We start from the raw sequence: 24,154 nt of genomic DNA, 5'->3' as shown, positions 1-24,154 counted from the left end.
ACGTCCGACCCGGCCGGACGGCGCCCGCCCGGCCGAACCCGCCGATCACCACGCCCACATGGAGGAGACCATGAACAGCCCCACCACCCCCGACGCGGAGCGCGCCTCCACCGGCCCGGCCGCCTCCCGGTCCGCCCGGTCCGCGCTGCTCCAGAAAGGCACCGGCCCTACCCAGGCCGCCTTCCGCGGACTCTACGAGCAGACCCGGCATTACGAGGGCTACAGCCCCGCGATCGTCTGGGGGAACCTACAGACCCGTGCCTACGCGACGGAGGTCCTGCGCCTGGTTGTCGACCTGCACCAGATCCCGCGCGACATCGAGGCCGGCACCGCCGAACGCCTCACCCGCGCCAAGTACCTCGGCCAGGACGGACGGATCTACCACGTCCTACTCGGAGAACAGGCCCTGCTGACCGGCATCGGCGGTCCCGACGTCATGCGCCCCCAGCTCGAACACCTCCTCGACGCCCTGTCCGTGCCCGGCCTCACCCTCGGCGTCATCCCCGCCCGCGCGCCGCTCGACGTCTACCCCGGCGGCAGCTTCGGCATCTTCGACACCAAGCGCGTCGAGGTCGAGGGCTACCGCGGCAGCGAGACGATCCTCGACAACCGCGTCCCCCTCTTCCACCGGGCATTCGACCGGCTCTGCCGGTCCGCGGTGTACGGAGAGGACGCCCGTGCCCTCATCACCGCCGCCCTCCGCAGCACCTGACCGCGACTCCGCCGGACCCGACACCCCTGACCCCTAAGGACCCTGCCCGTGACCACCCCTGCCCTGTTCGACGTCCAGACCGGCGAGCGCGCCGGCCGGACCGACCGGCCCAGCGAGGACCGCATCCTCTCCACCCCCTCCGGTGACGCCGTCGTCGTCCTGGACGGAGTCTCGACCCTCAGCGACGACAAGCCACGGGGCGGCTGGTACGCCGAGACCCTCGGCCGCCTGCTGATCGACCGGCTCACGACGGGCGCCGATGCAGAGCTGCCCGAGATCCTGCACGACGCCATCGCCGAGATCACCCGAGCGTACGGGCTGTCGCCGGGCGCGTCGCCGGCCGCGACGGTGTCGATCGTGCGCGTCCGCGGCCAGCAGGTGGAGGCCGCCGTTCTGGGCGACAGCCCCGTCGTGGTGATCGGCCACGACGGCTACGAGGACGTGCACACCGACACCCGCCTGGCGACGCTCGTCGAGTCCTGGCCTCAGGCCGCCCTCTACCGCCGCCGCCTGGCCGACGGCACGGGCTTCGACGACCAGCACCGCCAGCTCCTGCGCGAGCTGCGCGACGAGCAGATGGCCTGGATCAACGAGCCGGGCGGCTACTGGGTGGCCGAGGCCGTGCCGGAGGCCGGCCACCAGGCGCGCACCGCTTCCTGGCCGCTCGCGGACGTAGCCCAAATCCTGATCGCCACCGACGGCGTCTCCAGTGCGGTCGACGACTACCGCCTGTACACCTGGCCGAAGATAGCCGCCGCCTGCCGAACCAAGGGCGGTCCGCAGGCCGTGGTCGACGATGTCCACCTGATCGAGCAGCGCGACCCGAACGGCCGCGCGTTTCCCCGCTACAAGCTGTCCGACGACAAGGTGCTGGCGTCCCTCGCGCCGGTCCGCTCCGACGAGTAGTCAACCAACCTGACCCGGGCCGGATTTCGGTTTGCCTTCCGGTCCGGGCCGGTCTCCGCGCCCGGGCCAACCGCCCCGCTACGCTGCACGAGCCACTCCCGTCACTCCCGTATTTCGCCGACGTCCCGACCAGCACCAGGAGCCCCGTGATGCCACCCACTTCCCGGCAGGGCGAGATCTGGGACGCCGCGCGGCGGCGTGCCACCGACGCGACCGCGGCATCGCGGAGCACCGTCGGGGAACGTGTCGACGAGAACTGCTGGGACGACGTGGCGATGCGCGGCATCGTCGCGATGGCGCTGTACGCGGTGCACCTGCGCGACGGCGCCGCTGTCGAGGAGATCCGCTGGCAGGACGTTCTGTGGCTACTGCAGGACGACCGGGCCCTCCAGGCGTTCCTGGCGGAGATTCTTCCGCGCCACGGTCACGACCTGTCGCACACCGCCGCGGGAGGAGACCCGGTGGCCGACTGCTGGCGCTGGCTCACCCGGACCTGGGACCCGAACCTGCCCGGAGAACTCGGTCTGCGCGACACCGTCGCGCTGCTGGCCGGCGACACCGCGCCCGCCGAACGGCTGAACACCGAACGCCCGAAGCGCCGGTGGGACGGGATGAACAGGGGCATCGGCGGAGGGCCGGACCCCGCGATCGAGATCTGCACCAGATGGGCAGCCGGCGTCGTTGAGGACGCCCTCGCCGCCGATTGCAGCGGCCTTCACCGCCACGACCGGGCCGAGGTCACCGCAGGCGAGTTCACCGGGCACCGCGGCTACGTCCGCAGCACCACGTGGGACGTCGACGACGCCGACCGGAGCATCGACGGCCCCGCCGGCTACATCCTCGACCTCGACAACGTCGCCGAGGACCAGTACGTCCCCGCCGAACACGTCCGCGCGACTGAGGACTTGGCCTGGCCCGAACGCCCCGCCGACACCCCCAAGGCCGACCGGGCCCGTCTCTCCCACCGGCCCTCCCCGGAGGCGCCAGAGTCCTGCGCCGACCACCTCGACCAACTTCTCGCCCGGGCCACGACCCCCCTCGCCGTCGCTGACGACCTGCGCGACGCGATCGCCGGAGCCGCCCGCTGGTCCTCCACCCGAGCGGAATGGGGCGCCTCGCCCCACCCCCGCCGGCTCACCTGGCACGTCGTCTGCCACACCTACTTGGCGACCTCGTGGCCGACCCTGCCGCAGCACCCCGTCGCGGACCTGTACGAGCTCATCCTCACCCGCCACGCCGACGACCCCACGCCAGTCCACCACGTCGCGTCGACCGCCGCCGACATGCTCCTCCTGCTCGACGAGCACACCGACGCGCCCTGACCGTTGCAGCACCGCCGAACGGTGAACACACAAGGCTCGCATCCGTCGTGAGCTCGACCGCTTGGCCGCGGGTCAGTGACGCATTACGGTTCCGGTCATGTCTCAGCGTCAGCTTTCCGACTTGGCCGGCGGTCTCCGCTCGGATCACCTGAGGTTCCTGCGGTCGGCGGACAGCCGGATGCTGTACAGCCACTTCGAGTCCGAGGGCCACCCACTTCTGTGCCCGGCCCGCTGGGCGGACCTCCCCCGCAGGGAGAGAATCGACCGGGTCCTGGCGGCCGAGGACCGCCGTGTCACCGGGGGCGCGACATTCGTTCTCGACACCCCCGTGGTGGACGCTGTCCGGGCCCTGGCCTCGGACCGATCGCTGCCGCTGATCTTCACCGAGGACGTCCTGCCCGCTTCGTCCGGACTGCTCGTCACCGCCGCCCCTCTGTACGACGCCGGCACATATTCGATCGTGGCCGCCTCCTGGGGTCCGGCCATGGAGGGCTTCGGCCCCGGCGTGCACCTGACCTGGTGGTCCGACGGACGAAGCGTCAACAACGGCGTCATCCCCCTCATGCGGGACTTCGAGCTGCACCTGCCCTACGCGCCCCTCCTCGACACCCGCCTGACCGAGGCGACCTTGCCGGACGACCTCACCTACTCCGCCGAGCCCCTTCGGGCCGTCGTCGCAGCCTGGTACGCACTCACTGACCCCACCACCGAACTCTCCGACCAGCGGCCCTCACCCGTCATCGGACGCGCCCTGGCAGCACAGAAGGCCAAGCAGCGCACCGTCCGCGTAGCCACCACCGTCTCGGCCGACACAACCCGGCAGGCGATCCTCACCCGGGCCACCACCAAGCACTCCTGGCTCTTCGACACCTACGGCCCGCAGATCGGCGGCATCGACCCGGAAACCACCCCGCCACCGGCCCGGCTGTCCCACGGGCCCTTCCCCGAAGACCTCGACCACCAACTCCCCCCGGACCTCCACCACGCCGCGCAGCTCTACCGCGAGGTCGCCGACCGCTGCCACCGGCGGGAGACGGAGATCTTCCAGCAGTACCCCGGAATCCTGGAACAACTGGAAGAACTACGGGTCCGCGACCACGGAACATGGGAACCGTGGTGCTGGATGCCCGTCGGCGAGATCGCCCACTGGCTCATCCAGCAATGGCACACCCCCAGGCATCAGGCATTCCGAGACGCCGAACGAATCGCCGCCATCGGCGCCTGGCGCAGCGGCGGACGCCACGTCCTGCTGCACGGCGGCCCCCGCTACGCCCTGCCGCCCAGCGCTCAGGTTCCGGTGCGAGAGCTTTTCAACCTGCCGGTGCGAGGGATCGGCATCGTCACCGAGGACGGCACTCAAACCCGTGTGTCCCTCGCCTACCTCAACCAGCGCGCCGGCCGTGATGACGCCGAACTGGTCCTCATCAGCGACGAGTGGGAGCGGGGGCGCAGCTTCCGAGACCTGATCAAGACCACGCTGTTCCTCACGGACGGCCAGAACCTCACCGAAGCAGTCAAGGCCACTGGCCAGCACTACGACGAGGTCGACCGGGCTGCCGGACGGGCGGTGCCGCCGTTGCCCGGCGAAGACACGTTCCTTCAAATGTCCAGGTACATGGGCTGGTACACAGGCGCTCTGGCCGCCGCAAGCGCCCCCGGCGCAGCCGTGTACGACGTGGGTGCCGCTGCCGGACGCAAGCCCGCCGCACCGTGGCCACCCACAGCTGGCATGCTGCCGGAACTGGTGCTGTGGCGAATGCAGAGCAACGAGGAGAGCTAGCCAGGCCGCCCCCGGGAGCTGCCGGCTGATCATGTCGGTCCATCGCGTTCCACCGGACGATGGGCAACCTGAACGTGCAGGCGGTCGGTCGTGTCTACGACGCCCCGGGGCCCTGTGCTGGACACCATCAGGCCCGTGACCAGCAGCCACCGATCCCGCCCCCGGAGTCCTCATCGACGACACCTTGGCCACCATCGTCCCCGCCGGGTGGACTTCCTTCGCGGCCGGAGGTGCGCAGCACCGCGAGGAGTGTCTTGGCCACCGAGGCGGAGCAGATGTCCGGGGGTGGAAGGCTATCTGACGAAGTGCCGACAAGAGCGGTGCGTGTTCCGGCGGAGTGCCCGGCGGCTATGTCGCAGGGGGAATCGCCGACCATCCATGATCGAGCGAGGTCGAGTCGGAGGTCTTGGGCGGCCTGATAGAGCATGCCGGGTGCGGGTTTGCGGCACTGGCAGAGCCTTCGGAACTGGGCCACGCTGCCTTCGACGTGGTGAGGGCAGAAGTAGATCCCGTTCAGGCGGACGTTGTGGTCGGCCAGCATCGCGCCGAGTCGTTCGTGCATGGTGTGCACGGTGTGCTCGGTGAAGAACCCACGGGCCACTCCGCTTTGGTTCGTGACCAGAACGAGGACGAAGCCCGCCTTCTGAAGAGAGTGCAGGGCCGGCCCGATGTCGGCTTGCAGTACAAGGTCATCGGGCCGGGAGGGGTAGTGGCGCGGCTGCGTTACCGTGCCGTCGCGGTCGAGGAACACGGCCCGCTGAGGGTTCCTTCGGTCGCTCCTCATCCGGATGCATCGTTATGGAAGGACCCGAACAGCTCGGCGGCACGGGCTTCGACGGAGGCAGCCGAAGCAGCTGGCCTACTGGGCAGGGCCTTGTCGAGCATGGCCATATCCGCGCAGGTGAAGTACTGATATGCGGCCGTCACGGGATTCGGGACGAGCTCGAGATGCAGTGTGTATCCGGTGGCTTCGCGGTGCAGCCGGGCGCACCGCTGGGCGATGTCGGCGAAGGAGACGGCGATCCCGGTGCCGAGGTTGTAGACCGCGGCAGGTACCGAGGGTCGGGTGGTGGCGAGTTGGACGATGGTGGTGGCGACGGTCTCCACGGGGATGTAGTCGCGGGCGGCGGTGAGGGAGTCGTCGAACACGCGGATGCGGCCGGTGTTCGCAGCTTGGCGCAGGAGCTGGGACAGGATCGAGGCCATGGGGCCCTTGTCGGTTTCGTCGGGCCCGAAGACGTTGGTGTAGCGCAGCCCGATCCAGTCGAGGCCGGTGGCGTGACGGGTGCGCATCTGCTGGTCGAGGGCGAGTTTGGACGCCGCGTATGGGTTGAGCGGGCCGGAGCAGCAGCTGGGGTCGGTGTCGGCGTTCTCGGCGATGGGGGTTCGGTGGTGGAGGGTGCCGTAGACGGAGTGGGAGGAGGCGTAGATCAGCCGGGCGCCGCCGATGCGGCAGGCGTTGGCCAGGCGGAGCGGGCCGAGGGTGTTGGTCTCGTCCAGGTCGGGGCCGGCTGGGGCTCGGGTGTCGCTGTTGCCGGCCTGGTGGACGACCGTGGTGAAGCGGCCGGCCGCGATCTCGGCGAGGAGCGCTGGGTCGGCGAAGTCGCCTCGCCGCCAGCGGGCCGCTCCGGCGAGGTGGGTCGGTGTGGGGCGCAGGTCGACGGCGGTGACCTTGTGGCCGGCATGGTGGAAGGCGGTCACGGTGTGGCGGCCGATGAATCCGGCTGCCCCGGTTACCAGGACGCGGCTGATGCGGGTCATCGGGCGCCTGCCTGCTGGGCGACGTGCTGGATCAGGGTGGTGGTTGAGTGGCCGTCCAGGAAGGGCACGGTGACGACTTCGCCGCCCCAGCTCTCGACGAGGTCAGCCTCGGCGATCCGCCGACCGGCGTAGTCGCCGCCCTTGACCCAGATGTCGGGGCGGAGTTCTGTCAGCACCCTTGCAGGGGTGTTCTCACCGAAGACGATCACGCCGTCCACGCAGTCGAGCGCCGTCAGCAGCGCGGCGCGTTCGCGTTCGCCGATGACTGGCCGGTCGTCGCCCTTGAGTCGGCGTACGGAGGCGTCGCTGTTGATGCACACGATCAGGGCGTCGCCGAGAAGACGGGCCTGTTCCAGCAGGGAGAGGTGCCCGGCGTGCAGGAGGTCGAAGCAGCCACCGGCCCCGACGATCTTCCCGCCGCGCGCCCGTACGCGAGCCACCAGGTCCAGCGGGTCCAGCGGGTCCAGCAGGTCCAGCGGGTCCAAACTGCGCGGGGCGTGAGGCGTGGTCAGGGAGCTGGGGCCGCCTGCTTCGACGTAGCCGGTGGCGGCTTCAACGGCCGTGGCGATGGCGTGGGAGGGCAGGCGTCCCGTAGCGAGCGTCACGGCCGCGGTGACCGCCAGCTGGTCTCCGGCTCCGCACGTGTCTCCGGCGGTGGGCCTGCCGGGCACGGCCAGAGGGTGGCCCTCAGCATCCGCAACCAGGACGGCGCCGTCGCGGCCCCGGGTGATGGCAACCTGCTTGACGGGCCAGGCGGTCAGCAACTTGAGGGCGCGGGCGGTGTCGCCCGTGAGGTCGCACGTGCCGACACGGTCGGTGAACAGAAGGGCTTCGTCGCTGTTCGGGACGGCAAGTGCCGTACCGGGGACCGGATCTGTCCCCTTGGGGTGCGGGTCCCACACCAGCGGACGGTCGGCGGCCGCGCTGGTGAGGGCCTGGCGCAGTTCCTCGTGGGAGGTGATGCCGCGCCCGTAGTCGCAGACCAGGACCGCTGCGGCCTCGGCGAGCCGGTCGCGGACCGAGTTGGGCAGCGGCCCGAGCGGGAGCGGGTCGGCATCGGTGTCGAAGCGGAGCAGGGTACGGTCGGCGGCGCGAACGCGGGTCTTGACCGGGGTGGTGCCGCTGACGGCCAGATCGATGACCTCGATGCCGGCTTCGTCAAGGAGGGCACGCACCCGGCCGCTGGCCTCATCCTGGCCGATGCCGCACACGAGGGTGATCTTCCAGCCGGGTTCCCGGGCGGCGAGGACAGCGGCCAGCCCGGCGCCGCCCGGCCGGTCTGCGCTCTGGGCGCCGGAGAGGACGGGCACGGGGGCTTCCGGCGAGAGCCGGTCGGCGATGCCGGTGATGTCACGGTCCAGCAGGACGTCGCCGACGACCACCAGCCTTCGCGCGGCGTCCGGCTGCGCTCCGGTGGCCGCGGCCGGTTCGGTGAGGTGTGTGTCGACGGCCTGGCACAGCAGGTGTACGGCGACCAGGTGGCATTCCTGGACGGTGGCGACCTGGGCGGCGTCCACGCACACGGCCTGGTCGGCAGCAACGGCGAGCGGGTTCGGGGCCGGCCCGGTCAGTGCCCAGACGGTCAGGCCCGTCTCCCGGCCGGCCTGGGCGGCGGCGAGGATGTTCGGGCTGGTGCCGGAGGTGGAGAGCAGCAGCAGGACGTCGCCTGGGCGGCCGTGGGCGCGAACCTGACGGGCGAAGACCTGTTCGGGGCCGTAGTCGTTGGTGATGGCGGTGACCGAGGAGGAGTCGGCGTGCAGAGCGATGGCCGACAGCGGTGGCCGCTCGGCGCGGAAGCGGCCGACCAGCTCCGAGGTCAGGTGCTGGGCTTCGGCGGCCGAACCGCCGTTTCCCGCGACCAGCAGCCGGCCGCCTGCGGGCAGTCGTTCGGCGAGAGCGAGGCCCCAGTCCTGCAGGCGGCCGGCGTCGAGCAGGGGTAACGCGGCGGTGAGCGCTTGTATGTGTGCGCGGCCCGGGTGGGTCACGGGGCTCCCTCGGCGAACGAAGCGGTCGGGTGAGGATGGCTGGGGCGTCCGGCGCCGGACGCCCCGGGGCTTCAGTTGTTGGCCGGCCGGAATCGGGTGAACATCGGCCCGTAGGCGGCGAGGGCGGCGTCTCGCTCCAGGAACGGATAGTCGAGGAGCTTTTCGACGATGCGGTGCTCGGCAAGGAGTTTCTCGGTCTGCTGGAGCAGCACGGTGTCCCCGAGCTCGGTCAGGTGGACGCCGTCGCTCCACAGGCCAGCTGCGCCGTCGTCGGTGTTCGCGGGGGCGAGGTGTCGGGCGGCTGCGGTGAACGGTGCCCACATGTCGAGGAAGAGCGCGTCGTGGGCGGCGGCGGCCTTGGCGGCGGCCTCGTTGTAGCGGGAGAGCTCCGCGTTCATCTCTGCCACGGTGCCGGGGTCGTCGATGGGGCCGAACGGTGTCTCGGAGACGACGACGATCTTTCGGGTGTAGCCGCTGAGCTGGCCGAGCATGGTGTGCATGTGCTGGGTGTATTCGGCGAGGTCGACCGCCTCGGACATCCGGTTCTGGAAGCGGCGCCAGACGTCGTTGATGCCGCAGCCGAGGAACACCAGGTCGTAGTCGGTGCCGCTGGTGGCCCGGTCGCCTTCGACGGTGCTGGCAATGTCGCGGCTGGTGGCGCCGCCCTCGCCGTGATTGCGGACTTCCAGGGTGGCGTGCGGGAAGGCGGCGCGCAGGGAAAGGCTGAGGCGGTGGACCCAGCCGCGCGGGGTCCAAGCCTCGACCGTGACCTTGGAGCCGACCTCGGGGAGGTTGGCCTGGGTGGTCATCTGCGCGTTGACCGCCTCTAGGTGCTCCATGATGCTCGTGCCGAAGAAGCCGACGATCAAGGAGCGCCGGTCCTCGCGCGGTGCGGGCGCTCCGTCGAAGGTACGGCGGGCACTGGCCGGGACGCCGGTGGCGATGGTGTCGGGGGCGATGCTGTGGGAGACCACCGCGTTCGCGCCGATCAGCGCGTTCGCTCCGATGCGGACCCCGCCGGTAACGGTGACCTTGTTGGAGAGGATTGCGCCGGGCTCGATGATGATCGGCGCGGCGTCGAATCCGGATGCCCACGGCACGAGCTGCCCGGTGGGCACGTTCGCCCGGGTGCGGGGGCGGTGGTTGTGGTCGTGCAGGTCGACCATGTTCGAGAGCGCCGCGCCGTTGCCGATATGGATACCGGCCATGGCGGAGATGAAGGCGTGCTCTCCTATGGCGACGTCGTCGCCAATGGCGACGGTGGCGCCGCGGTGGACCTGGATGGTGGAGCCGCGGCGGATCAAGACCCGGTCGCCGAGGGTCAGGTGGGCGCCCTGGTCGATTTCGACCACGAGGTCGTCGGGCAGGTCGCAGTCGGCGCCGAGGGTGAGCGCCGCGCCGTACTCGGCGCGCAGCCTCTCGGCGACGCTCGGGGTGGCGGGAGGGGTCGTGCTGGTCATCGCGGGAATCGATCCTTCGGCTTGCTGTGGATGATGGCCAGGGCCGGAGTCAACGTACCGGCTGTGAGCGTTCAGTGTCGGACAGTCAGCTGGCGTGCTCCTTGCGGACGAGGAACGGGCCGATCGCGAGGGCGTCGAGCGGCCCGGCGGCGAAGGTGGCGACCGCGTCGCGCGGGGTGCACACGATCGGCTCGGCCTCGTGGTTGAAGCTGGTGTTCAGCAGCGCGGGCGGGCGGCCGGTCTGCTCCGCGAACGAGGCCAGCAGGCATGCGTAGGGGTCGGTGTCGTCGCGGGCGACGGTCTGCGGGCGCAGCGTGCCGTCGGTGTGCACGGCTGCCGGGATGAGCTTGCGGGCGGTCTCGGTGGCCTGCCGGGCGACAATCATGAACGGGTGCGGGGCGTCGGTGCCGAGCAGGTCCTGGCCGGCCTCGGCGAGCAGGGCGGGGGCCAGGGGACGCCAGGGTTCACGGTGCTTGATGCGGTGGTTGATGTGGTCGCGGGCGCTCGTGTGGTGGGGGTCGGCGAGGATGCTGCGGTGCCCGAGCGCGCGGGGTCCGGCTTCCATGCGGCCTTGGAACCAGCCGACGGTGCGCCCGAGCGCGATCTGCCCGGCAGCGGCCATCGGCAGGTCCTCGCCCATGTCACGGTAGGGCAGGCCGGACTCGTCCAGGAGGGCGCGCACGGCGCCGGGGGCGAACGCGGGGCCGAGGGCGGCGGTGGTCATCGCCGGGCCGGGCAGGGTGAGGTCGCCGCGGCGCAGCGCGGCCTCGAGGGCCGCGCCGATGGCGCATCCGGCGTCGCCGGCGGCCGGCTGGACGAACAGCTCTTCCACTTCGCGCAGTTGGGCGAGGCGGCCGTTGGCTGAGCAGTTCAGGCCGACACCTCCCGCGACGCACAGCCGGGTGGCGCCGGTGGTGGTGAGGGCGTCGCGAGCCAGCTCGGTCAGGCACTGCTCCAGCAGGCGCTGTGCGCAGGCGGCGAGGTCGGCGTGCTCGGGCAGGTAGCCGGTGTCCGGGATGATCCGGCCGCCGCTGTAGGTGCGGGCGCGGCGGTGGGGCGGGATGCCGAGGTCGGTGTAGGCGGCGGCGTACGCGGTTTTGAGGCGGCGGTAGTAGCGCAGGTCGGTGTACTGGTCCTCGATTCTCTCGTCGGGGCGGATGCCGTAGCTCGACAGGTCCAGGTGGTAGCCGCCGGCCCTGGGGGTGAGGAAGTCGAGGGTGTAGCGGTCGGGGTCGCCGTAGCCGGCCAGGCCCATGAGCTTGCCGGAGCTGGTCCAGTCGCCGAGCCCGAGGTGTTCGGCCACCGTCTCGTAGAACCAGCCCAGGGACTGGGAGAAGGGGAATTGGCGAAGGACTTTCAGGCCGCTGGTGGTGCCGTGGGCGAGGGTGGCGGAGACGCCGTCGCCGGAGCCGTCGACCACCAGGACGGCGGCTTCGTCGAACCCGCTGGGGTGGAATGCGGAGGCGGCGTGCGCGAGGTGGTGCTCGATCACGGTGACCTCGCGGGGCCGGTGGCCACCGAACAGGGCGGGGTCGAGGAGTTCGGAGATCAGGTCGGCGTCGGTGCAGGTGTCGCTGGGGGTGGGCCAGGTGGGGTTGAAGGCGATGGCGATCTCGTCCACGTCCTGAAGGGTGATACCGGCGTCGGCCAGGCAGTAGGCCGCGGCCACCGCGCAGGAGCGGGAGTCCTTGTGGTGCTTACGGCGGGAGAACCGCTCCTCCTCGGCGAAGGCGACGATGCGGCCGTCGATGACCAGGCAGGCGGAGGCGTCGTGGTAGTAAGGGCCGCCCAGTCCCAGCACGATTCCCAACAGGGATCACTCCTTCTTGCAGGTCGCCTCGCGCGGTGCCGGGCGAGGCGAGGCGGGTGGTCAGGTCAGGTGATCGAGGGTCGCCTTGAGGACGGCGGCCGGGTCGATGGTGTCCATGCAGCCGCCGACACCGCCGCAGGCGACCTGGTGGGCGCACGGCGAGCACGGCAGCGTCGAGCGCAGCGCGGTGATGTTGGTGAGGTGCTTGGGGATGACCTCGGCGCCGTTGGACGGCCCGAGCAGCAGAACCGTCGGCCGTTCGTGGGCGAGCGCGAGGTGGAAGCCGAAGCTGTCGCCGGTCACCACGGTGTCGACCAGGCCGGGCAGGGCGGAGGCCTCCTCCAGGGTCAGCGGCGCGTAGGCGACTTGGGATTCGTCGGTGCCGCGCAGTCGCAGGTGCCGGACCAGCGCCTCGCAGGCCTGCCGGTCGGTCGGGCCGCCCAGGATGGCCAGCTGCGCGCCGTGGTCCAGGAGCGCGTCGGCGAGGTCGGCCCAGTGGCGTGCCGGCCACAGCTTCGTAGGCAGCGACCCGCCCAGGTTCAGGCAGACCCGCGGGCCGGTGCGCTCGCCGAGCAGCCCGACCGCCCGCCGCCGTGCCGTTTCCGGCACGGCCAGGACGTACGGTTCGCCGGCGTACTCGTATCCGGCAACCCGGAAGTACAACTCCGTCCACGTCTGCGCGTTGGTGGTGGTGCGGTAGTCGTTCCAGGTGTTCTGCCGGAAGAACTGCTCTGCGGCCTCGCCCATCGGATACAGGCCGTGGTGGGGTCCGCCGAAGGCGAGCCCGGCCTTGTGCCTGGCCTCGATCCGGTCGACCAGGGCCGCCGCCGAGGGGGTCCGCTCGAAGGAGTACACCGCGTCGAAGCGGCGCGAGGGCAGCTGAGCGGCGGCCTCCCAGTCGTGGACGAGGACCTCGTCCACGTAGGGGTTCATGCGCAGGATCGGCGCGTTCGCGTCGTCTACGAGCCAGGTGACGTGCGCGTGCGGGTGCTCGTCGCGGATCTTCTTGGGCAGCGGAGAGGCGATGAGCATGTCCCCCAGCAGGCCGAGCATCACGATCAGCACCCGGAAGTCGACCGGGTCGTGGTGCGGGCACCCGTGGCAGGGCCGCCAGAACCGGCACGGCATCCCGCCGGCGAAGTGCCGGCAGTCCGGCCGTATCTCGAACGTCTCGAGCGTGTGGTCGGGGCCGTGGAAGGCGCCCCTGCCCGGGATCTGATCGGGAATCACGCGTCGCCTCCGATCCCGGCCGCGGCGAGCGCGATGCGCACGATCTGCTCGTCCGTGCCCTCGTCCGGCTGATACACCTCGGCCAGGGCCCGGGTGCGGGGTGCGACGTCGGCCGGGTCCTGGCCGTCGCGCAGGACGGCGGTGAACACCTCGGCCAGCTCGTCGATGCCGTCCTCGCGCATCCCGGCCCAGGTGACCTCCTGCAGGCCCAGACGCAGCCCGGCATCCGCGGTGATGTGCGGCAGTGGAATCGCGTTGACGACGATCCCGGCCTCGAACAGGCGGCGCGATGCCTGCTCGGCGTCCATCATCGGGGCGATGTCGATCCACAGCTGATGGCTCGCGGTGAACCCGGCCTTCTCCCCGCAGACCGTGAATCCGCGCCCGGCCAGCGCCGTGCCCAGGCGGCGGGCGTGGGAGACGGTGGCGTGCGCGTACTGGTGCCCGCGGGCGTCCATTTCGGCGGCGGCCACGGCCAGGGCGACGACGCCGGCCGGATGGTGGTGGGAGACGAAGTGCGAGGCGTGCTCGTCCAACCGGGCCGCGAGACCTTGGTCGTTGGTGGCCAGCACGCCCTTGTGCGGGCCTGGGTAGGTCTTGTGGGTGGAGCCGCCCAAGGTGTCGGCGCCCTCGGTCAGAGGGTTCTGCCAGGCGCCGCTGGCAATCAGGCCCAGGGTGTGCGAGGCGTCGTAGTGGATCACCGCCTGCCGGCCGACAACCTCGCGAAGTCCCGGCAGATCGAACGGGAACAGGCACATGAACGCGTCCAGGTACACCAGCTCCGGACGCGGCCCGGCGCCGAGTGCGCGAGCGAGGGCGTCCAGGTCGAGGGTGCAGGTGGCCGGGTCGACGGGAAGGTCCTTCATGCGCAGGCCCAGGCGGGTGCCGATGAAGCGGGTCGAGCCGTGGCCGCCGTCCCGCTCCGCAAGGTTGAAAACGCTCGCACCGGAGCCGGCGAGGGCGGAAAGCGCGACTGTCAGCGCGGAGACCCCGGAAACCGGCTTGAGGTTCAGGAACTCCGCGCCCAGCTGCGCACCGAGGAGCGCCGCGGCGGTGCGTTCGACGGCGACGAGGTCCGTACGGCCCGGCCACGCCCAGTTCTCGTCACCGTCCTCGGGGCCGGGGAAGGCGTAGCGGACGGCGGCGTCCATCAGGTGCGGGAGGCGGGCGGCCAACGACAGCCGGTTCTCGCTGGGCACCAAGTGCAGCCGGTGTCGGGCGGCCGCGTGCTGGGCGGCGGCCTGCCGCAGAACGGCGAGTGCCTCTGGCGGGGTGCGGGTCACGAAGTGGGCTCCTGGTCCAGGGCGAACGGCAGTGGGTCAATGGGGGCCTTGGCGGGCCGGTAACTGATCCGCGTCGGCGGGCCGGCGGGCAGCTGCGGCTGCCCGCGGTCCAGGGCGCAGGCCATGACGGCGAGTGCCATCAGCTCGGCGAGCGGCCGCCCCAGGCACGCGTGTGCGCCCCCGCCGAACGCCCGCAGCCTCGACCGGCTCGCCAGCCCGGCCAGGAAGCGTTGCGGTCGGAAGACATCGGGCTCAGGGAAGGTGTCGGGGTCGAAATGCCCGGCGGACGGGGAGTACGCGACCCGCGTGCCCGGCTCGATCCGGTGGCCGCCCAGCGCCACGGGGCAGACCGCCTGCCGCATCGACAGCAGGTTCGGCGCGTGCAGGCGCAGGGTCTCGGCGAGCACGGACGTCAGCACCGGCAGCGCCTCACGGGCCACCAGCAGCTGCGGCTCGGCCGCGACCGCGCGGGCCTCTGCCGCCGCGAGCCGGGCGTGCTCCCAGTCGTCGGCCAGCCCTATCAGGCACCAGGTGACCAGACTTGCCGTCGTCTCCCGGGCGGCGATCAGCAGCGCCAGCAGATGGTCCGCCAGCGGCCCCGCCTGGCGCGGGGCGTCCGCGAAGGCGGAAACCAGTCCCGGCAGCGCCGAACCCTCGGGCACTCCCCCAGCGGACATCCGGGCCCGCCGGGCAAACAGCGCGTGCAGACGCTGGCGCGCCGATCGTCCGGCCCAGTACCGAACAGCAGTGAATCGGGCCGGTCCCGGCGGCGCCGTGGTCGCTGCGACGAACGTCTCGAAGGCGGAGGCGAACACCGCCGCGTCCGCTTCCCAGGGGGCGATGCCGAGCAGGACGCGGGCGCTCATCGTCCCGGTGAGCTCCCGCATCTCATGGTGGAGATCCCCGGTGCCGGCCTGCGCCCACCGGTCGGTGACCGGGGCGATCACCTCCAGCAGGGCCGGCACGTAGGCGGGCAGTGCCCGTCCGGAAAGCGCGGGGCGTAGCCGGCGTCGGGCCTCGCTATGCCCATTGCCGGTGAGGTCGAACAGGGCACGGCCGAACAGGTCATGCACCAGCGGGGTGTTGAGCACCTCCAAACGGCCGCGCTCGGCCGCGAACAACTCGCCCAGCCCCGCCCAGGTGCCGACCAGCACGGTCTCCACGCCGTCGACCCGCATCCGGAACACCGGACCGTACCGGCGATGGCCCTCCTCCAAGACGGCGAACGGCTCGGTGTCGAAGCCGCCTGCCGCGTGCAGCGGTGGTAAGGCGTCAGGGGCCGAGTCGTCCGCGGTGGTTGGGTCAGACACCGGCGCGCTCCAGGACGTTCAGCTGCTGCGCCGCGCGGGCGGTGATGACGGCGCGATCGAGCGCGGTAACCTCCAAAGGCGGACGGCAGGAGCAGTCCGCAGGCAGGTCGGCCGCCGCTCCGCTCTCTCCGAACCGCATCAACGCGTCGACCACCCCGTCCGCGCAGGCCGGGCAGGCGTCGGGGAAGACGGACTCGAAGTCCGTGCCGCGCAGGTTCACGCACGCGACACGCACCGCGAGCCGTTCGTGGACGCGGCGGACCGCCTCCACCACCGTCCACAGATTCGGCGGCGTGTACTGGCCGGCCTGCCACAGCTCCCACGCCACCGTGTTGCGCGACACCCGCGTCGGACACAACGTCACCCCGCGCACGCCAAGCCCGGTCAGATAGTCCACCGACTCCACGACGTCGGTCACCGCCTCGCCCTCGCTCACGAACGGGGGCTTGATCATCAGGTAGATCTTCGGGTCGACTCCGAGGTCGGACATCACCGCGAGCGCGCGCTCGAAGGACTTCTGGGAGATGCGGGTGTTCACCAGCGTCTCGCGCACCAGCTCATCGGCGGACTGCAGACCGATCCCGATCTCCAGCCGGACATCGCCCAGTGCCTTCACGAACGGGGCCAGCACCGCAGCGGTGACGAACTGCGGCAGCGACTCGACCACGAGGCGCTTCACCCCGGCCGACGCGACCAGCCGGGCGATCTCCACCTGGACGTTGCGGGGGATCTCACGCGGCGCGAAGAACGAGCCGTCGTTGTAAAGGCTGAGCACGTCGTACGCTGGCTCGTCCTCGGTCCGGGCCAGCGTGCGCCGCACCTGGTCCAGCAAGCTCTCGCCAGACGTGCCGCCGTCGATGCCGTAGTTGTTGAAGTTGGTAAAGGGGCACATCGTGCACGTCGGCACGCTGCAGCCGCCGGACATGATGATGACCTTCTTACGGCCGACCAGCTCACCGTCGGGCAGCCGGATACTGTCGTAGTCGGTGAACCGCGGCTCGGCCGGCCTGATCTGGGTCCCGGAGGTGCGCAGCCGCAGGGACAAGTCACCGATCCGTCGGCGCAGATAGGGCATCTGCACCACCGGGTCGAGCGCGTGCTCGGACATGGAAGTCCCCCTCGTTCCCCGGTCGGCCAGCCTGGCGTGCGCGCGGACCGGAAGCGCGGCGCAGCCGTCACAAACCCCTAGGAGATCGGCGGCGCGGGAAGACCGCCCCGACCCGTCCGACCCCCACAAGTGCAGGAACTGAACGTAGTCATTCGTTCACGCCCGGGGTTCACCGTGGTGAACCCACGACCGGGTGCACTCCGCTCCCGCCCCGACTCGATCCAGGTTCAGTGCGGGGCGCCGACCCGGTGGGCCAGGCCCCGCAGATCACGACGGGTGTGAGAGGGCACCGGCCGTCTGAGGAGGTACGTGACGCAGTCCCGCACCAACGGGTCCACCCGCAGCCGCTGCGGCGCGACCTGCTCGGCCAGCAGCAACTCGCGGGTGGCGTCGCCTTCCCGGCCGCGTAGACGCGCCAGGGACCGGCCCAGGTCGGCGTGGTAGACCATGCGGCGTCCCGGCGCGGTGATCACCTCGGGGTTCAGCGCGTCCCCAGCGCGCACGGCGGCGCCGTACCGGTCAAGGGCGGCGTTCAGGCTCACGTGGTGGATGGCGACATTGGTGAGCCCGAAGTTGAGGTGCCAGTCCCGGGTCTCGCCGGTGAACTGGGCCAACCGCCGGGCCTCCGCGAGGTGGGTCTCGGCGTCGAAGCGCCGCGCCTCGCCCGGACGGCTCTTGTCCCGGGTGATGGCAGTGGCCGAGATCAGGTGCAGTTCACCCAGCAGCGCCTGCGGGGCGCGGCCACTTCCCAGTTGCCCCTCGAGAACGGAGATGGCTCTCGCCGTGTGCGCGAGGGCCTGCTGGGGGCTGCCGGCCGCCAGCAGCACGTGCGCGGTAAAGAAGTCCGACAAGGCCCCGTACTGCGCATCCTCGAGTTCGGCAATCACCTCGGCGGCGCGCGTGACCGCGACGTAGGCCAGATCGGGGTAGCCGAGGTACTTCAGCAGCAGCACACAGGCCGGGTGGTAGGTGCCAGCCAGCAACTGCAGCAGTCGCTGGCGCACGCAGCCGTGCCGGGTGTCGGCCGCCGTCCGCAAGTCCGACAGCAGCGTCGGTAGTTCGGCGGCGAGCGTGCCGTACTCGGAGGCGTGGTACAGATTGTTGGCCCGCGCGACCCGGGCCGTCAGCAACTGGACGGGGTCGTCTGGCAGTCGGTCCCCCGATGCGGTCGGGACTGACAGTCCCATGAGCGCGAGCCTGAGTGCGGGGATCATGGCGTGCGCGCCGCCAGCGCTCGGGTCCATCGGCGCGACCGGCTGGCCGGTCAACTCGGCCGGAGAGATCCGTAAGGCGTCAGCGATCGAGTCGATGAGCACCGTGCTGTCAAGCAGCCGCTTGCCGTTCTCGATCATGCTCAGGTAACCCTGCGAGATCCCGGTCTGCTGCGCCAGGTTCTTCAGGCTCACTCCACGCTGGCGTCGCAAGGCACGCAGGCCGGCTCCGATCGCCGTGGCCCGGTATGACTGCTGTTCGTCCATCAACGCCCGCCCAACATCAAAAAGATCAGTAGGCGCAGCCGGGCATTCGCCGAATGCACCCACTCATTTCACCCCGAACCTGTTCGCCACCCTCGCAAGCGTCCGAGCAGCCGCCGTATCCAAGGCCCGGGCCCGCAGAGCATAGAGGAGTTCGCCGGCCAGCAGATCCAGTTGGACGACCAGCCCGCCCACGACCGCAGGAACCTGTGGGTGTGGCCGGGAACGCCCCTGACCACCGCCGCGTGGCTGCAGCCACCACGGCGCAGACGCCTTGCGCGGTGCCGCGCCCTACCCGCCCGTCGAGCTTCCCGCACCGCTCCAGGTGACCGGCAAGGCCGGGAGCATGCACTGTCTTTGACCATCCATCAGGTCCCAAAGGGCCGCAACATGGAGGACGACTTCACGCGCAGGTGGTGGGCATCTCGCTCGTCCCCGTCAACACACATCCGACAGTAACCAGCAGGAACAGGATTCCGTGTCCGGACCAATGCTGCCCGTGTCCGCGCACAGGCCGCGAAAGCCGCTGCGGCAGCCACCCGCACATCGGGCCGATCGCCACGGCCTTCGCGGCCGTCGCCATCTCCACCCTTGTCTTCTCCGCTTTCGACCGCAGTCGGCAGAACGACCGAGACCTGTCGCACCGGCCGACCGGAGAGGAGCCGTCCTCGGCATACCAAGAGTGCGGGCGTTCCCTCACCGACGAGCTATCCCGACGAGCCGGATAGGGGCCGACCTGCGCGCGTTACAGACTTCTCTGAGTGCGCGCCGGCCAGGCCGTCGGATCCGTTCGCTAGTCTTCGCCCATGTCCCTGAGCCCCCGCAGCTACCGCCTGGATGCCGGCCGAGTCCTCGACGCGAACACCCCCCTGGGTCCCCTGGCGAGCATGTCGCTCGAGTGCTTCACGGCCTCGTCCGGGAGCGGGAAGCTCCACGGGGAGGAGAACTGCGGATCGCTCCGCTCCTCCCGTGCCGTCGAAGCGGTGACGGTGGAACTGGGCGAGGCAGTAGGAAAGTTGTGCGGCACATGCTCGTGGCGGATAGCTACCGACCACCCCCTGGTCGCGTTCACCCGCGCGGTTCGGGACGTGCTGCAGGCGACCTCGTACACCGAGCCCGATCACCACCCCGACGTGGACTTCGACCCCTCCGAGGAAGCAGACGCCGCCGCCGCGCTCCTCCAAGGCGACTACCCCCTGGAGGACGAGTACGACCGGGCGGATCAGGAGCGGTACGAGCGCGCCCGTTTCATCCGCGAGCGCCACCACGGGCACTGGCGGCACCTGCACGGTCTCATGTTGGAGAGCAGTTCAGCCGTGGCGGCTCATCCCTGGCTTGCCGAGTGGGCGGGGCCGATCCAGGATGCGCTCGCTGCCGTGATCGAGTCCGAGCGGCGTGCTTTCGCTGCGCTTCTTCCTCCCGGTGCTCTGCTCGATTCGGCGGCCGTCCCCCTGCTCAAGATGCCCGACGGGCTCGGCTCGGAGGAGGGCTTCTCGGGCCTGGGCGATCAGGCCGCCTCGGTGCTGCGCGGTGCGTGGAGCGAGTGGGCCGAGGACGCATCGCGGTCGTGGCAAGCGCTGGAGGGCAGCTCCACTTCCGCGTCGCTGGCCTTGCACCACGCCTTTGGCCGACGTCGCAAGGGCCGCGACGAAGCCTACGCCGCGCTCGACGACCTGGTCGGCTTCTGGTGCGCGCAGGCGCGCGCCGTCGTCGCCGCTCATCGGTCCGCGCGCCGTCGGCTGGTCGCTGTGTCGATTCCACCGACATCGTTCGACAGCTACGCCCGCTGTAGCCAAGATCCCTTGAGCCAGTGGGAAGCGGGAGTTGTCGCCACCTACCAGGTAGCCGCTGACTGGACTGCCGGGAGGGTGGCGCTGCTCGTCCCGCACCTGGTCGCGGAGCAACTCGTCTCGAACTCCGACAGCGCCTTGGGCGCCGCTCTGCTCGACACCGAGGAGTCGGGGCTGTCCCTCGACAGCCTGCTCGCGCAACCGAGCCGTCCGACTGCGCGATAGGCGGCGGGCCACTGGTCAGTTGTCGTCGGCCAGGTCGATGCCGTCCACTGCCTCGGCGAGGATCGCGCGGTCTTCGTACTCCCGAGGGGCCGAGCGGCGAAGGTTCGGGTGGTCGAGGTCCATCTGGAGTGCCGCGTGCAGGGGGGCGGGATATTTAGTGCGGTCGGACCAGGAGAGCGCCTGGTCACACATTCGGGCAGTGGCCACGGCGAGCCCTTCGCGGGTGAGGCCTTCGCCGTGGACGAACAGCCGGCGCGAGGCGGCTCAGCGCGAGGAGCGTGGGCCCGGTGCCGCACCCGAGATCGATCACCCGGCCGCTGGCCGTTAGAGCGGCGAGTTCGGCAAGCCGACTGTGGATCGCTTCGGCACTGTCCGAAACGGATCGATACCTCCCTCCCGAGACGCACCCTGGGGCCAGAAGAGGGCATCCGAACAGTATGTGCTAAATCAGATGAATTCCTCTTGGGGTAGGGCCTGGCGGGCGGTGCACATTCTTCGGCCCTTCGTCCTCACGGCCCGCTTCTGCTGGATGTTGTCGCCGTCGACTTCGCATTCGCGGTCCTGGGAGGCGGGCCTGCTCGGCAACCGGCGCCCCACTGTCGGGTGGCCGCAGCATGGCGGCCTGCGTGGACTCCTCAGCCTCCAGGTTTCCCGACTGCGGGTGCCGCGTGTGGAGGGCGCTCCGTTCTTGAGCTCGGCAAGGCCCGCGAACCCCGTATCGCTCAGCGCGGTGGCCGCCACAGTCTCGTCGGTGGGGAATCGGTCCGGTGCCGGCCCGGCAGTCAGGTGCGCGTGTCGGACGGGCCCCAGGACCGCAGGCGCTCCAAGTTCGACCGCGTCCTGCAGGCAGACGCGGGTCACTTCCAGCCGGACCTGCGGCGCCGATGGCCACAGTCGTGTTGGTTCGAATTGGCCTTATTGGCCGCCGGTTCACCAGAACGACTGCGCCGAGCGCCCGATGCGCAATTCCAGGGGCAGACCGTCACGGGCCCGCGCTGCGTCAGGCCGCTATGTCCGCCCGGAGCCGATTGAGGGCGCCCTGTGCCTGCTCGCGAATGTCGGGGAGTCTGTCGCTGGCGCGGATGACCCGCTGGACCTGATGCGGCAGGCGGTGCAGTTCGGCGCCGTGCAGGGCCGCGCGCAGCTGTTCGCCGGCTGCGTCCCGGTCGCCGCGGCGCAGCAGGACTTGGCCTGCGGTGATTGCGGAGATGATGCGCCACTGCGGGCTGGTCTGGAGTCCTGGGGTGGGTGCGTGTTCGAGGAGGTCGACGGCGCGTGGCACTCGGCCGGTCGCGGCGAGGCCGCGCAGTTGTACTTCGTGGAGGGTGAATTCGGAGAACAGCGGGGTGACGTTGGCGGTGTCGAGGAGGCGTCGGCTCTCGGCGACCGCGTCGTCGAATACGGTCGTTGCGCCGGCGGTTCCGGCGGCGCGGGCGAGGAGGATGACGGCTGCGGCACGGTCGTCGGGGGTGCGGGAGAGGTCGCGGGCGCGGCCGAGGCGTTCCAGGGCGGCGTGGTGCAGGCCGGCCTTGCGCAGTTCGTTGCCGTGGTGGCGCAGGGCGTGGGCGTGCAGGGTCCGATCGTCGAGTCGGCGAGCGATGGCGACGCCTCTGCCGGTCCAGCGGGCTGCGGTGGCGAGGCGTTCTTCGGGCAGGACGTGGCCGAGGGCGACGCCGAGGCCGACGCGGGCGCGGGCGAGCAGCCGTAGGACGTCGCTGTCGGTGTGTCCGTCTGCGGTGCGGGCTTCGAGGCGGGCGACGAGGGGCCACAGTTCGTCGACGGCGGCGGCGGCCTGTCCGGCTTGGCGGGCGATCTCGGCCAGGCGCAGGACGCTCTCACCGAACTGGATCATGGCGTGGTGGTCTCCGTCGGCGTCGTCGGTGATGCCGAAGACGTGGGGTGGCAGGCCGAGGCACTGAGCGATGTGCCGCAGCGCGCCGATGTCGGTGATGGTGCGGCTTCCGGTCTCCACGCGGGAGATGTAGCTGGTGGAGTAGCCGAGGAGGGTGCCGAGTTCCTCCTGCGGGAGGCCGTTCAACTGCCGGTAGAAGACGAGGATCTCGGGCAGGCTGCGGCGGCGCAGGATGTCCTGGGCGCGCGGGGTGGTCCAGTGCCAGCGGATGCCGCCGTGCGGGTCTCGGCGCGCCACCGGTCAGGCCTGGTCCTGGAGTTCGTACCAGCGGGCGATGGAGTCCTTGTAGCCCTGGGGCATGACCAGGCCGGGCACCTCGTCGCGGTGGAAGAGCGCGGCTTCCTTGTGCTCGTGGCTGACGACCGGTGGCCGGTGGGCGTCGGTGGCTGTGCAGCCGTAGGTGACGATGAAGACCTTGCGACCGGGGATCGGCTCGTACATCCACACGTCCAGCAGCGCGCCGGCTGTGGCCGTCCAGCCGCTCTCCTCGCGGATCTCGGTCTCCACCCGCTGTTCGGGGGTCTCTGTTCCTTCCAGCTTTCCGCCGGGCAGCTCCCACTCCTGGCGTTCGTTCTTCAGCAGCAGCACCCGCTGCTGTGGGTCGAGGACGACGCCCTTGATCGAAATCGGGAAAGTTGGCGGGACATAAGGCAGTTCAGAGGGTCCGGTCATCTCTACTTCCACGGCGCACGGACGGGCACGGGCCCGTCGAACGTAGCAGCCGGCTGCCGACGCACGCTCGCACAGCGCAGGGATCGGGCTTTGACAATCTGTCACTTCACTCGTGGCGGGTGCACCCGCCACAGTGTGTCCTCTCCCGTCCGCCCGTTCTCACAAGGGGGATCCTCCATGTCGTCTTCCCGCACCGCGCTGCCCACCGCGGACGAAGAGTTCACCCTCGGTGCCCTGGGCGCCGACGGGTCGGAGCGGGCCGCGTCCGTGCTGCGCGAGCACGGCCTGGTGCGGCTCGGCCGCCTCGGCGGTCGCAGCGATGTGCTCGACACAGCCGCGCTGTTGATGCCCGCGCTGTGGCACCATCGCGATGCCGATCCGGACGGGCTGACCGTCATCCGCGACACCGGCCGCCACGAGGGCCGGGTGGGATTCGCCGGCCTCGGACGCGGCGACCTCGCGCTGCACACCGAGTGCGCCCAGCTGCCCCGGCCGCCGCGGCTGATGCTGCTGGCCTGCGCGCGGGCAGCCGAGGAGGGCGGCGAGAGCCTGGTGGTGGACGGCCGCGCCGTACTCGCCGAACTGGCCACTTTCCACCCGGCAGCTCTGGAGGCCCTCTCGGCGCCCCGGGCCGCTTACTTTGGCGGATCGGACGGACACTTCGCCCCCGTCCTGGAACACCTGCCCGAGGGGCGATGGCGTCTGCGGCTGCGCCAGGACGAACTGGCCCGATTCTCGCCGGAGGCCGAAGCTCACCTGCCCGCCCTGCACCGCGCCGTGGAGCGCCACACCATCCGCATGCGCCTGGCCTGCGGACAAGGCCTCGTGCTGGACAACCACCGTCTCCTGCACGGCCGTACCGGCTTCACCGGGGAACGGCTCCTGCTCCGGGCACTCGGGCAGGCTCACTGCTCGCTCGGCCTGGACCCCGGATTCCCGGCCCCCTGGCCAGCCCCCGCCTCCGCGCCGGCGGGACGTGGCTGACGGCGACAACGGCCGGGCGGCTGCCCGTCCACAAGCCCACCGGGCGGCCCTGCGATCGACCCCGGGCTCACCGACTCCTGGCGATGCGGGGCGCATCCCGCGCCCCGACACCAGGTCCCGCACGGGGAAAACCCACAGGAGGAACTCATGGCCCAGACGATCACGGTCGAGACCAAGGCCGCCACGGCCGCCATCGGCAACGAGTTCGACCTCGACGGCCGCCAGACCGCCGTCTCGCCGCAGCCATCACCGGCAACCACCCCGCCGTCCTCGCACTCCTGCGCGACACAGAACCCGGCGACCCATGGGAGAGCGCTGTCACCGCCGCCCTCACCGCCCTGTGCCGCCCCGGCGACCAGAACAGCGCCGAACACGCCGCCGGCCTGTGGGCCGCCCTCGAACCGGGCGGCGGTCTCGCGGTGTTCACCA

At 71.0% G+C, this 24,154-nt stretch carries 19 protein-coding genes and 1 pseudogene; 6 read left to right on the top strand and 14 right to left on the bottom strand.

Annotation, left to right across the window (positions count from 1 at the left end):
• Window positions 1-70: 70 nt before the first annotated feature.
• The 4 genes from ACIHEI_RS34780 (at window position 71) to ACIHEI_RS34765 (ending at window position 4,720) form a co-directional block, all read left to right on the top strand.
• Entirely contained in the window at window positions 71-712 is a 642-nt protein-coding gene (locus ACIHEI_RS34780; protein ID WP_396609559.1) for a DUF5753 domain-containing protein, read from the top strand.
• 48 nt (window positions 713-760) lie between these two features.
• The gene (locus ACIHEI_RS34775) at window positions 761-1,618 is read left to right on the top strand and encodes a PP2C family serine/threonine-protein phosphatase (RefSeq protein ID WP_396609558.1); all 858 of its coding nucleotides are present in this window, start codon (window positions 761-763) and stop codon (window positions 1,616-1,618) included.
• A gap of 149 nt (window positions 1,619-1,767) precedes the next feature.
• A complete protein-coding gene (locus ACIHEI_RS34770) occupies window positions 1,768-2,940 on the top strand; it encodes a hypothetical protein (protein ID WP_396609557.1) in 1,173 nt (390 codons plus the stop codon).
• 97 nt (window positions 2,941-3,037) lie between these two features.
• Window positions 3,038-4,720 carry a hypothetical protein gene (locus ACIHEI_RS34765; RefSeq protein ID WP_396609556.1) on the top strand — a complete coding sequence of 561 codons (1,683 nt, stop codon included), beginning with the start codon at window positions 3,038-3,040 and terminating at the stop codon, window positions 4,718-4,720.
• A gap of 127 nt (window positions 4,721-4,847) precedes the next feature.
• Here the strand turns inward: ACIHEI_RS34765 and ACIHEI_RS34760 are convergent, their stop codons facing one another.
• The 11 genes and pseudogenes from ACIHEI_RS34760 to ACIHEI_RS34710 all read right to left on the bottom strand — a co-directional run bounded on the left by ACIHEI_RS34760 (window position 4,848) and on the right by ACIHEI_RS34710 (window position 18,145).
• Window positions 4,848-5,471: a D-glycero-alpha-D-manno-heptose-1,7-bisphosphate 7-phosphatase gene (locus ACIHEI_RS34760; RefSeq protein ID WP_396609555.1), complete on the bottom strand. Its 624-nt coding sequence runs from the start codon at window positions 5,469-5,471 to the stop codon at window positions 4,848-4,850.
• Between the two features lie 29 nt (window positions 5,472-5,500).
• Window positions 5,501-6,481, bottom strand: a complete 981-nt coding sequence (locus ACIHEI_RS34755; protein WP_396609554.1) for an NAD-dependent epimerase/dehydratase family protein — start codon at window positions 6,479-6,481, stop codon at window positions 5,501-5,503.
• Entirely contained in the window at window positions 6,478-6,921 is a 444-nt protein-coding gene (gene rfaE2 / locus ACIHEI_RS34750; RefSeq protein WP_396609570.1) for a D-glycero-beta-D-manno-heptose 1-phosphate adenylyltransferase, read from the bottom strand. Before rfaE2 ends, ACIHEI_RS34755 begins: the two co-directional genes overlap by 4 nt.
• Window positions 6,922-7,053: 132 nt before the next feature.
• A pseudogene (locus ACIHEI_RS34745) lies at window positions 7,054-8,466 on the bottom strand (PfkB family carbohydrate kinase); the annotation flags it as partial.
• A gap of 71 nt (window positions 8,467-8,537) precedes the next feature.
• Window positions 8,538-9,926 (bottom strand): GDSL-type esterase/lipase family protein, encoded by a 1,389-nt coding sequence (locus ACIHEI_RS34740; RefSeq protein WP_396609553.1) that lies wholly within the window; start codon window positions 9,924-9,926, stop codon window positions 8,538-8,540.
• A gap of 85 nt (window positions 9,927-10,011) precedes the next feature.
• Window positions 10,012-11,727 carry a carbamoyltransferase gene (locus ACIHEI_RS34735; protein ID WP_396609569.1) on the bottom strand — a complete coding sequence of 572 codons (1,716 nt, stop codon included), beginning with the start codon at window positions 11,725-11,727 and terminating at the stop codon, window positions 10,012-10,014.
• A gap of 69 nt (window positions 11,728-11,796) precedes the next feature.
• On the bottom strand, window positions 11,797-12,966 hold the full coding sequence (locus tag ACIHEI_RS34730) for a glycosyltransferase family 9 protein (RefSeq protein ID WP_396609552.1): 1,170 nt from the start codon (window positions 12,964-12,966) through the stop codon (window positions 11,797-11,799).
• Window positions 12,963-14,249 (bottom strand): hypothetical protein, encoded by a 1,287-nt coding sequence (locus ACIHEI_RS34725; protein WP_396609551.1) that lies wholly within the window; start codon window positions 14,247-14,249, stop codon window positions 12,963-12,965. The genes ACIHEI_RS34730 and ACIHEI_RS34725 overlap by 4 nt, the downstream gene beginning before the upstream one ends.
• Window positions 14,246-15,559 (bottom strand): cytochrome P450, encoded by a 1,314-nt coding sequence (locus ACIHEI_RS34720; RefSeq protein ID WP_396609550.1) that lies wholly within the window; start codon window positions 15,557-15,559, stop codon window positions 14,246-14,248. Before ACIHEI_RS34720 ends, ACIHEI_RS34725 begins: the two co-directional genes overlap by 4 nt.
• Window positions 15,552-16,667: a radical SAM protein gene (locus ACIHEI_RS34715; RefSeq protein ID WP_396609549.1), complete on the bottom strand. Its 1,116-nt coding sequence runs from the start codon at window positions 16,665-16,667 to the stop codon at window positions 15,552-15,554. Before ACIHEI_RS34715 ends, ACIHEI_RS34720 begins: the two co-directional genes overlap by 8 nt.
• 227 nt (window positions 16,668-16,894) lie before the next feature.
• A complete protein-coding gene (locus ACIHEI_RS34710) occupies window positions 16,895-18,145 on the bottom strand; it encodes a helix-turn-helix domain-containing protein (protein WP_396609548.1) in 1,251 nt (416 codons plus the stop codon).
• An 803-nt stretch (window positions 18,146-18,948) separates the two neighbouring features.
• Here ACIHEI_RS34710 and ACIHEI_RS34705 point away from each other — a divergent pair.
• Window positions 18,949-20,157: a hypothetical protein gene (locus ACIHEI_RS34705; RefSeq protein WP_396609547.1), complete on the top strand. Its 1,209-nt coding sequence runs from the start codon at window positions 18,949-18,951 to the stop codon at window positions 20,155-20,157.
• A 15-nt stretch (window positions 20,158-20,172) separates the two neighbouring features.
• Here ACIHEI_RS34705 and ACIHEI_RS34700 read toward each other — a convergent pair whose 3' ends face one another.
• The 3 genes from ACIHEI_RS34700 to ACIHEI_RS34690 all read right to left on the bottom strand — a co-directional run bounded on the left by ACIHEI_RS34700 (window position 20,173) and on the right by ACIHEI_RS34690 (window position 22,741).
• The gene (locus tag ACIHEI_RS34700; RefSeq protein ID WP_396609568.1) at window positions 20,173-20,406 is read right to left on the bottom strand and encodes an RNaseH domain-containing protein; all 234 of its coding nucleotides are present in this window, start codon (window positions 20,404-20,406) and stop codon (window positions 20,173-20,175) included.
• A 751-nt stretch (window positions 20,407-21,157) separates the two neighbouring features.
• Window positions 21,158-22,306, bottom strand: a complete 1,149-nt coding sequence (locus tag ACIHEI_RS34695) for a helix-turn-helix domain-containing protein (protein ID WP_396609546.1) — start codon at window positions 22,304-22,306, stop codon at window positions 21,158-21,160.
• Between the two features lie 3 nt (window positions 22,307-22,309).
• Complete coding sequence (locus ACIHEI_RS34690; protein ID WP_396609545.1) at window positions 22,310-22,741, bottom strand: NUDIX domain-containing protein; 432 nt, start codon at window positions 22,739-22,741, stop codon at window positions 22,310-22,312.
• Window positions 22,742-22,918: 177 nt separating this feature from the next.
• Between ACIHEI_RS34690 and ACIHEI_RS34685 the strand changes: the two genes are divergently transcribed.
• Window positions 22,919-23,725, top strand: coding sequence for a TauD/TfdA family dioxygenase (locus ACIHEI_RS34685; RefSeq protein WP_396609544.1), 807 nt, complete (start codon window positions 22,919-22,921; stop codon window positions 23,723-23,725).
• Window positions 23,726-24,154: the final 429 nt, after the last annotated feature.

Source organism: Kitasatospora sp. NPDC051984, assembly GCF_044593455.1.
Lineage (GTDB): Bacteria > Actinomycetota > Actinomycetes > Streptomycetales > Streptomycetaceae > Kitasatospora.
Note: the sequence above shows the minus strand (reverse complement) of the source record. Positions and strands in the feature narration are given on the sequence as shown.

Excerpts from the sequence above, each read along its gene's own strand:
- ACIHEI_RS34715 (WP_396609549.1), bottom strand. The coding sequence starts at position 16,667 with ATGTCCGAGCACGCGCTCGACCCGGTGGTGCAGATGCCCTATCTGCGC.
- ACIHEI_RS34780 (WP_396609559.1), top strand. The coding sequence starts at position 71 with ATGAACAGCCCCACCACCCCCGACGCGGAGCGCGCCTCCACCGGCCCG.
- ACIHEI_RS34740 (WP_396609553.1), bottom strand. The coding sequence starts at position 9,926 with ATGACCAGCACGACCCCTCCCGCCACCCCGAGCGTCGCCGAGAGGCTG.
- ACIHEI_RS34755 (WP_396609554.1), bottom strand. The coding sequence starts at position 6,481 with ATGACCCGCATCAGCCGCGTCCTGGTAACCGGGGCAGCCGGATTCATC.
- ACIHEI_RS34765 (WP_396609556.1), top strand. The coding sequence starts at position 3,038 with ATGTCTCAGCGTCAGCTTTCCGACTTGGCCGGCGGTCTCCGCTCGGAT.
- ACIHEI_RS34705 (WP_396609547.1), top strand. The coding sequence starts at position 18,949 with ATGTCCCTGAGCCCCCGCAGCTACCGCCTGGATGCCGGCCGAGTCCTC.
- ACIHEI_RS34690 (WP_396609545.1), bottom strand. The coding sequence starts at position 22,741 with ATGACCGGACCCTCTGAACTGCCTTATGTCCCGCCAACTTTCCCGATT.
- ACIHEI_RS34770 (WP_396609557.1), top strand. The coding sequence starts at position 1,768 with ATGCCACCCACTTCCCGGCAGGGCGAGATCTGGGACGCCGCGCGGCGG.
- ACIHEI_RS34710 (WP_396609548.1), bottom strand. The coding sequence starts at position 18,145 with ATGGACGAACAGCAGTCATACCGGGCCACGGCGATCGGAGCCGGCCTG.
- ACIHEI_RS34685 (WP_396609544.1), top strand. The coding sequence starts at position 22,919 with ATGTCGTCTTCCCGCACCGCGCTGCCCACCGCGGACGAAGAGTTCACC.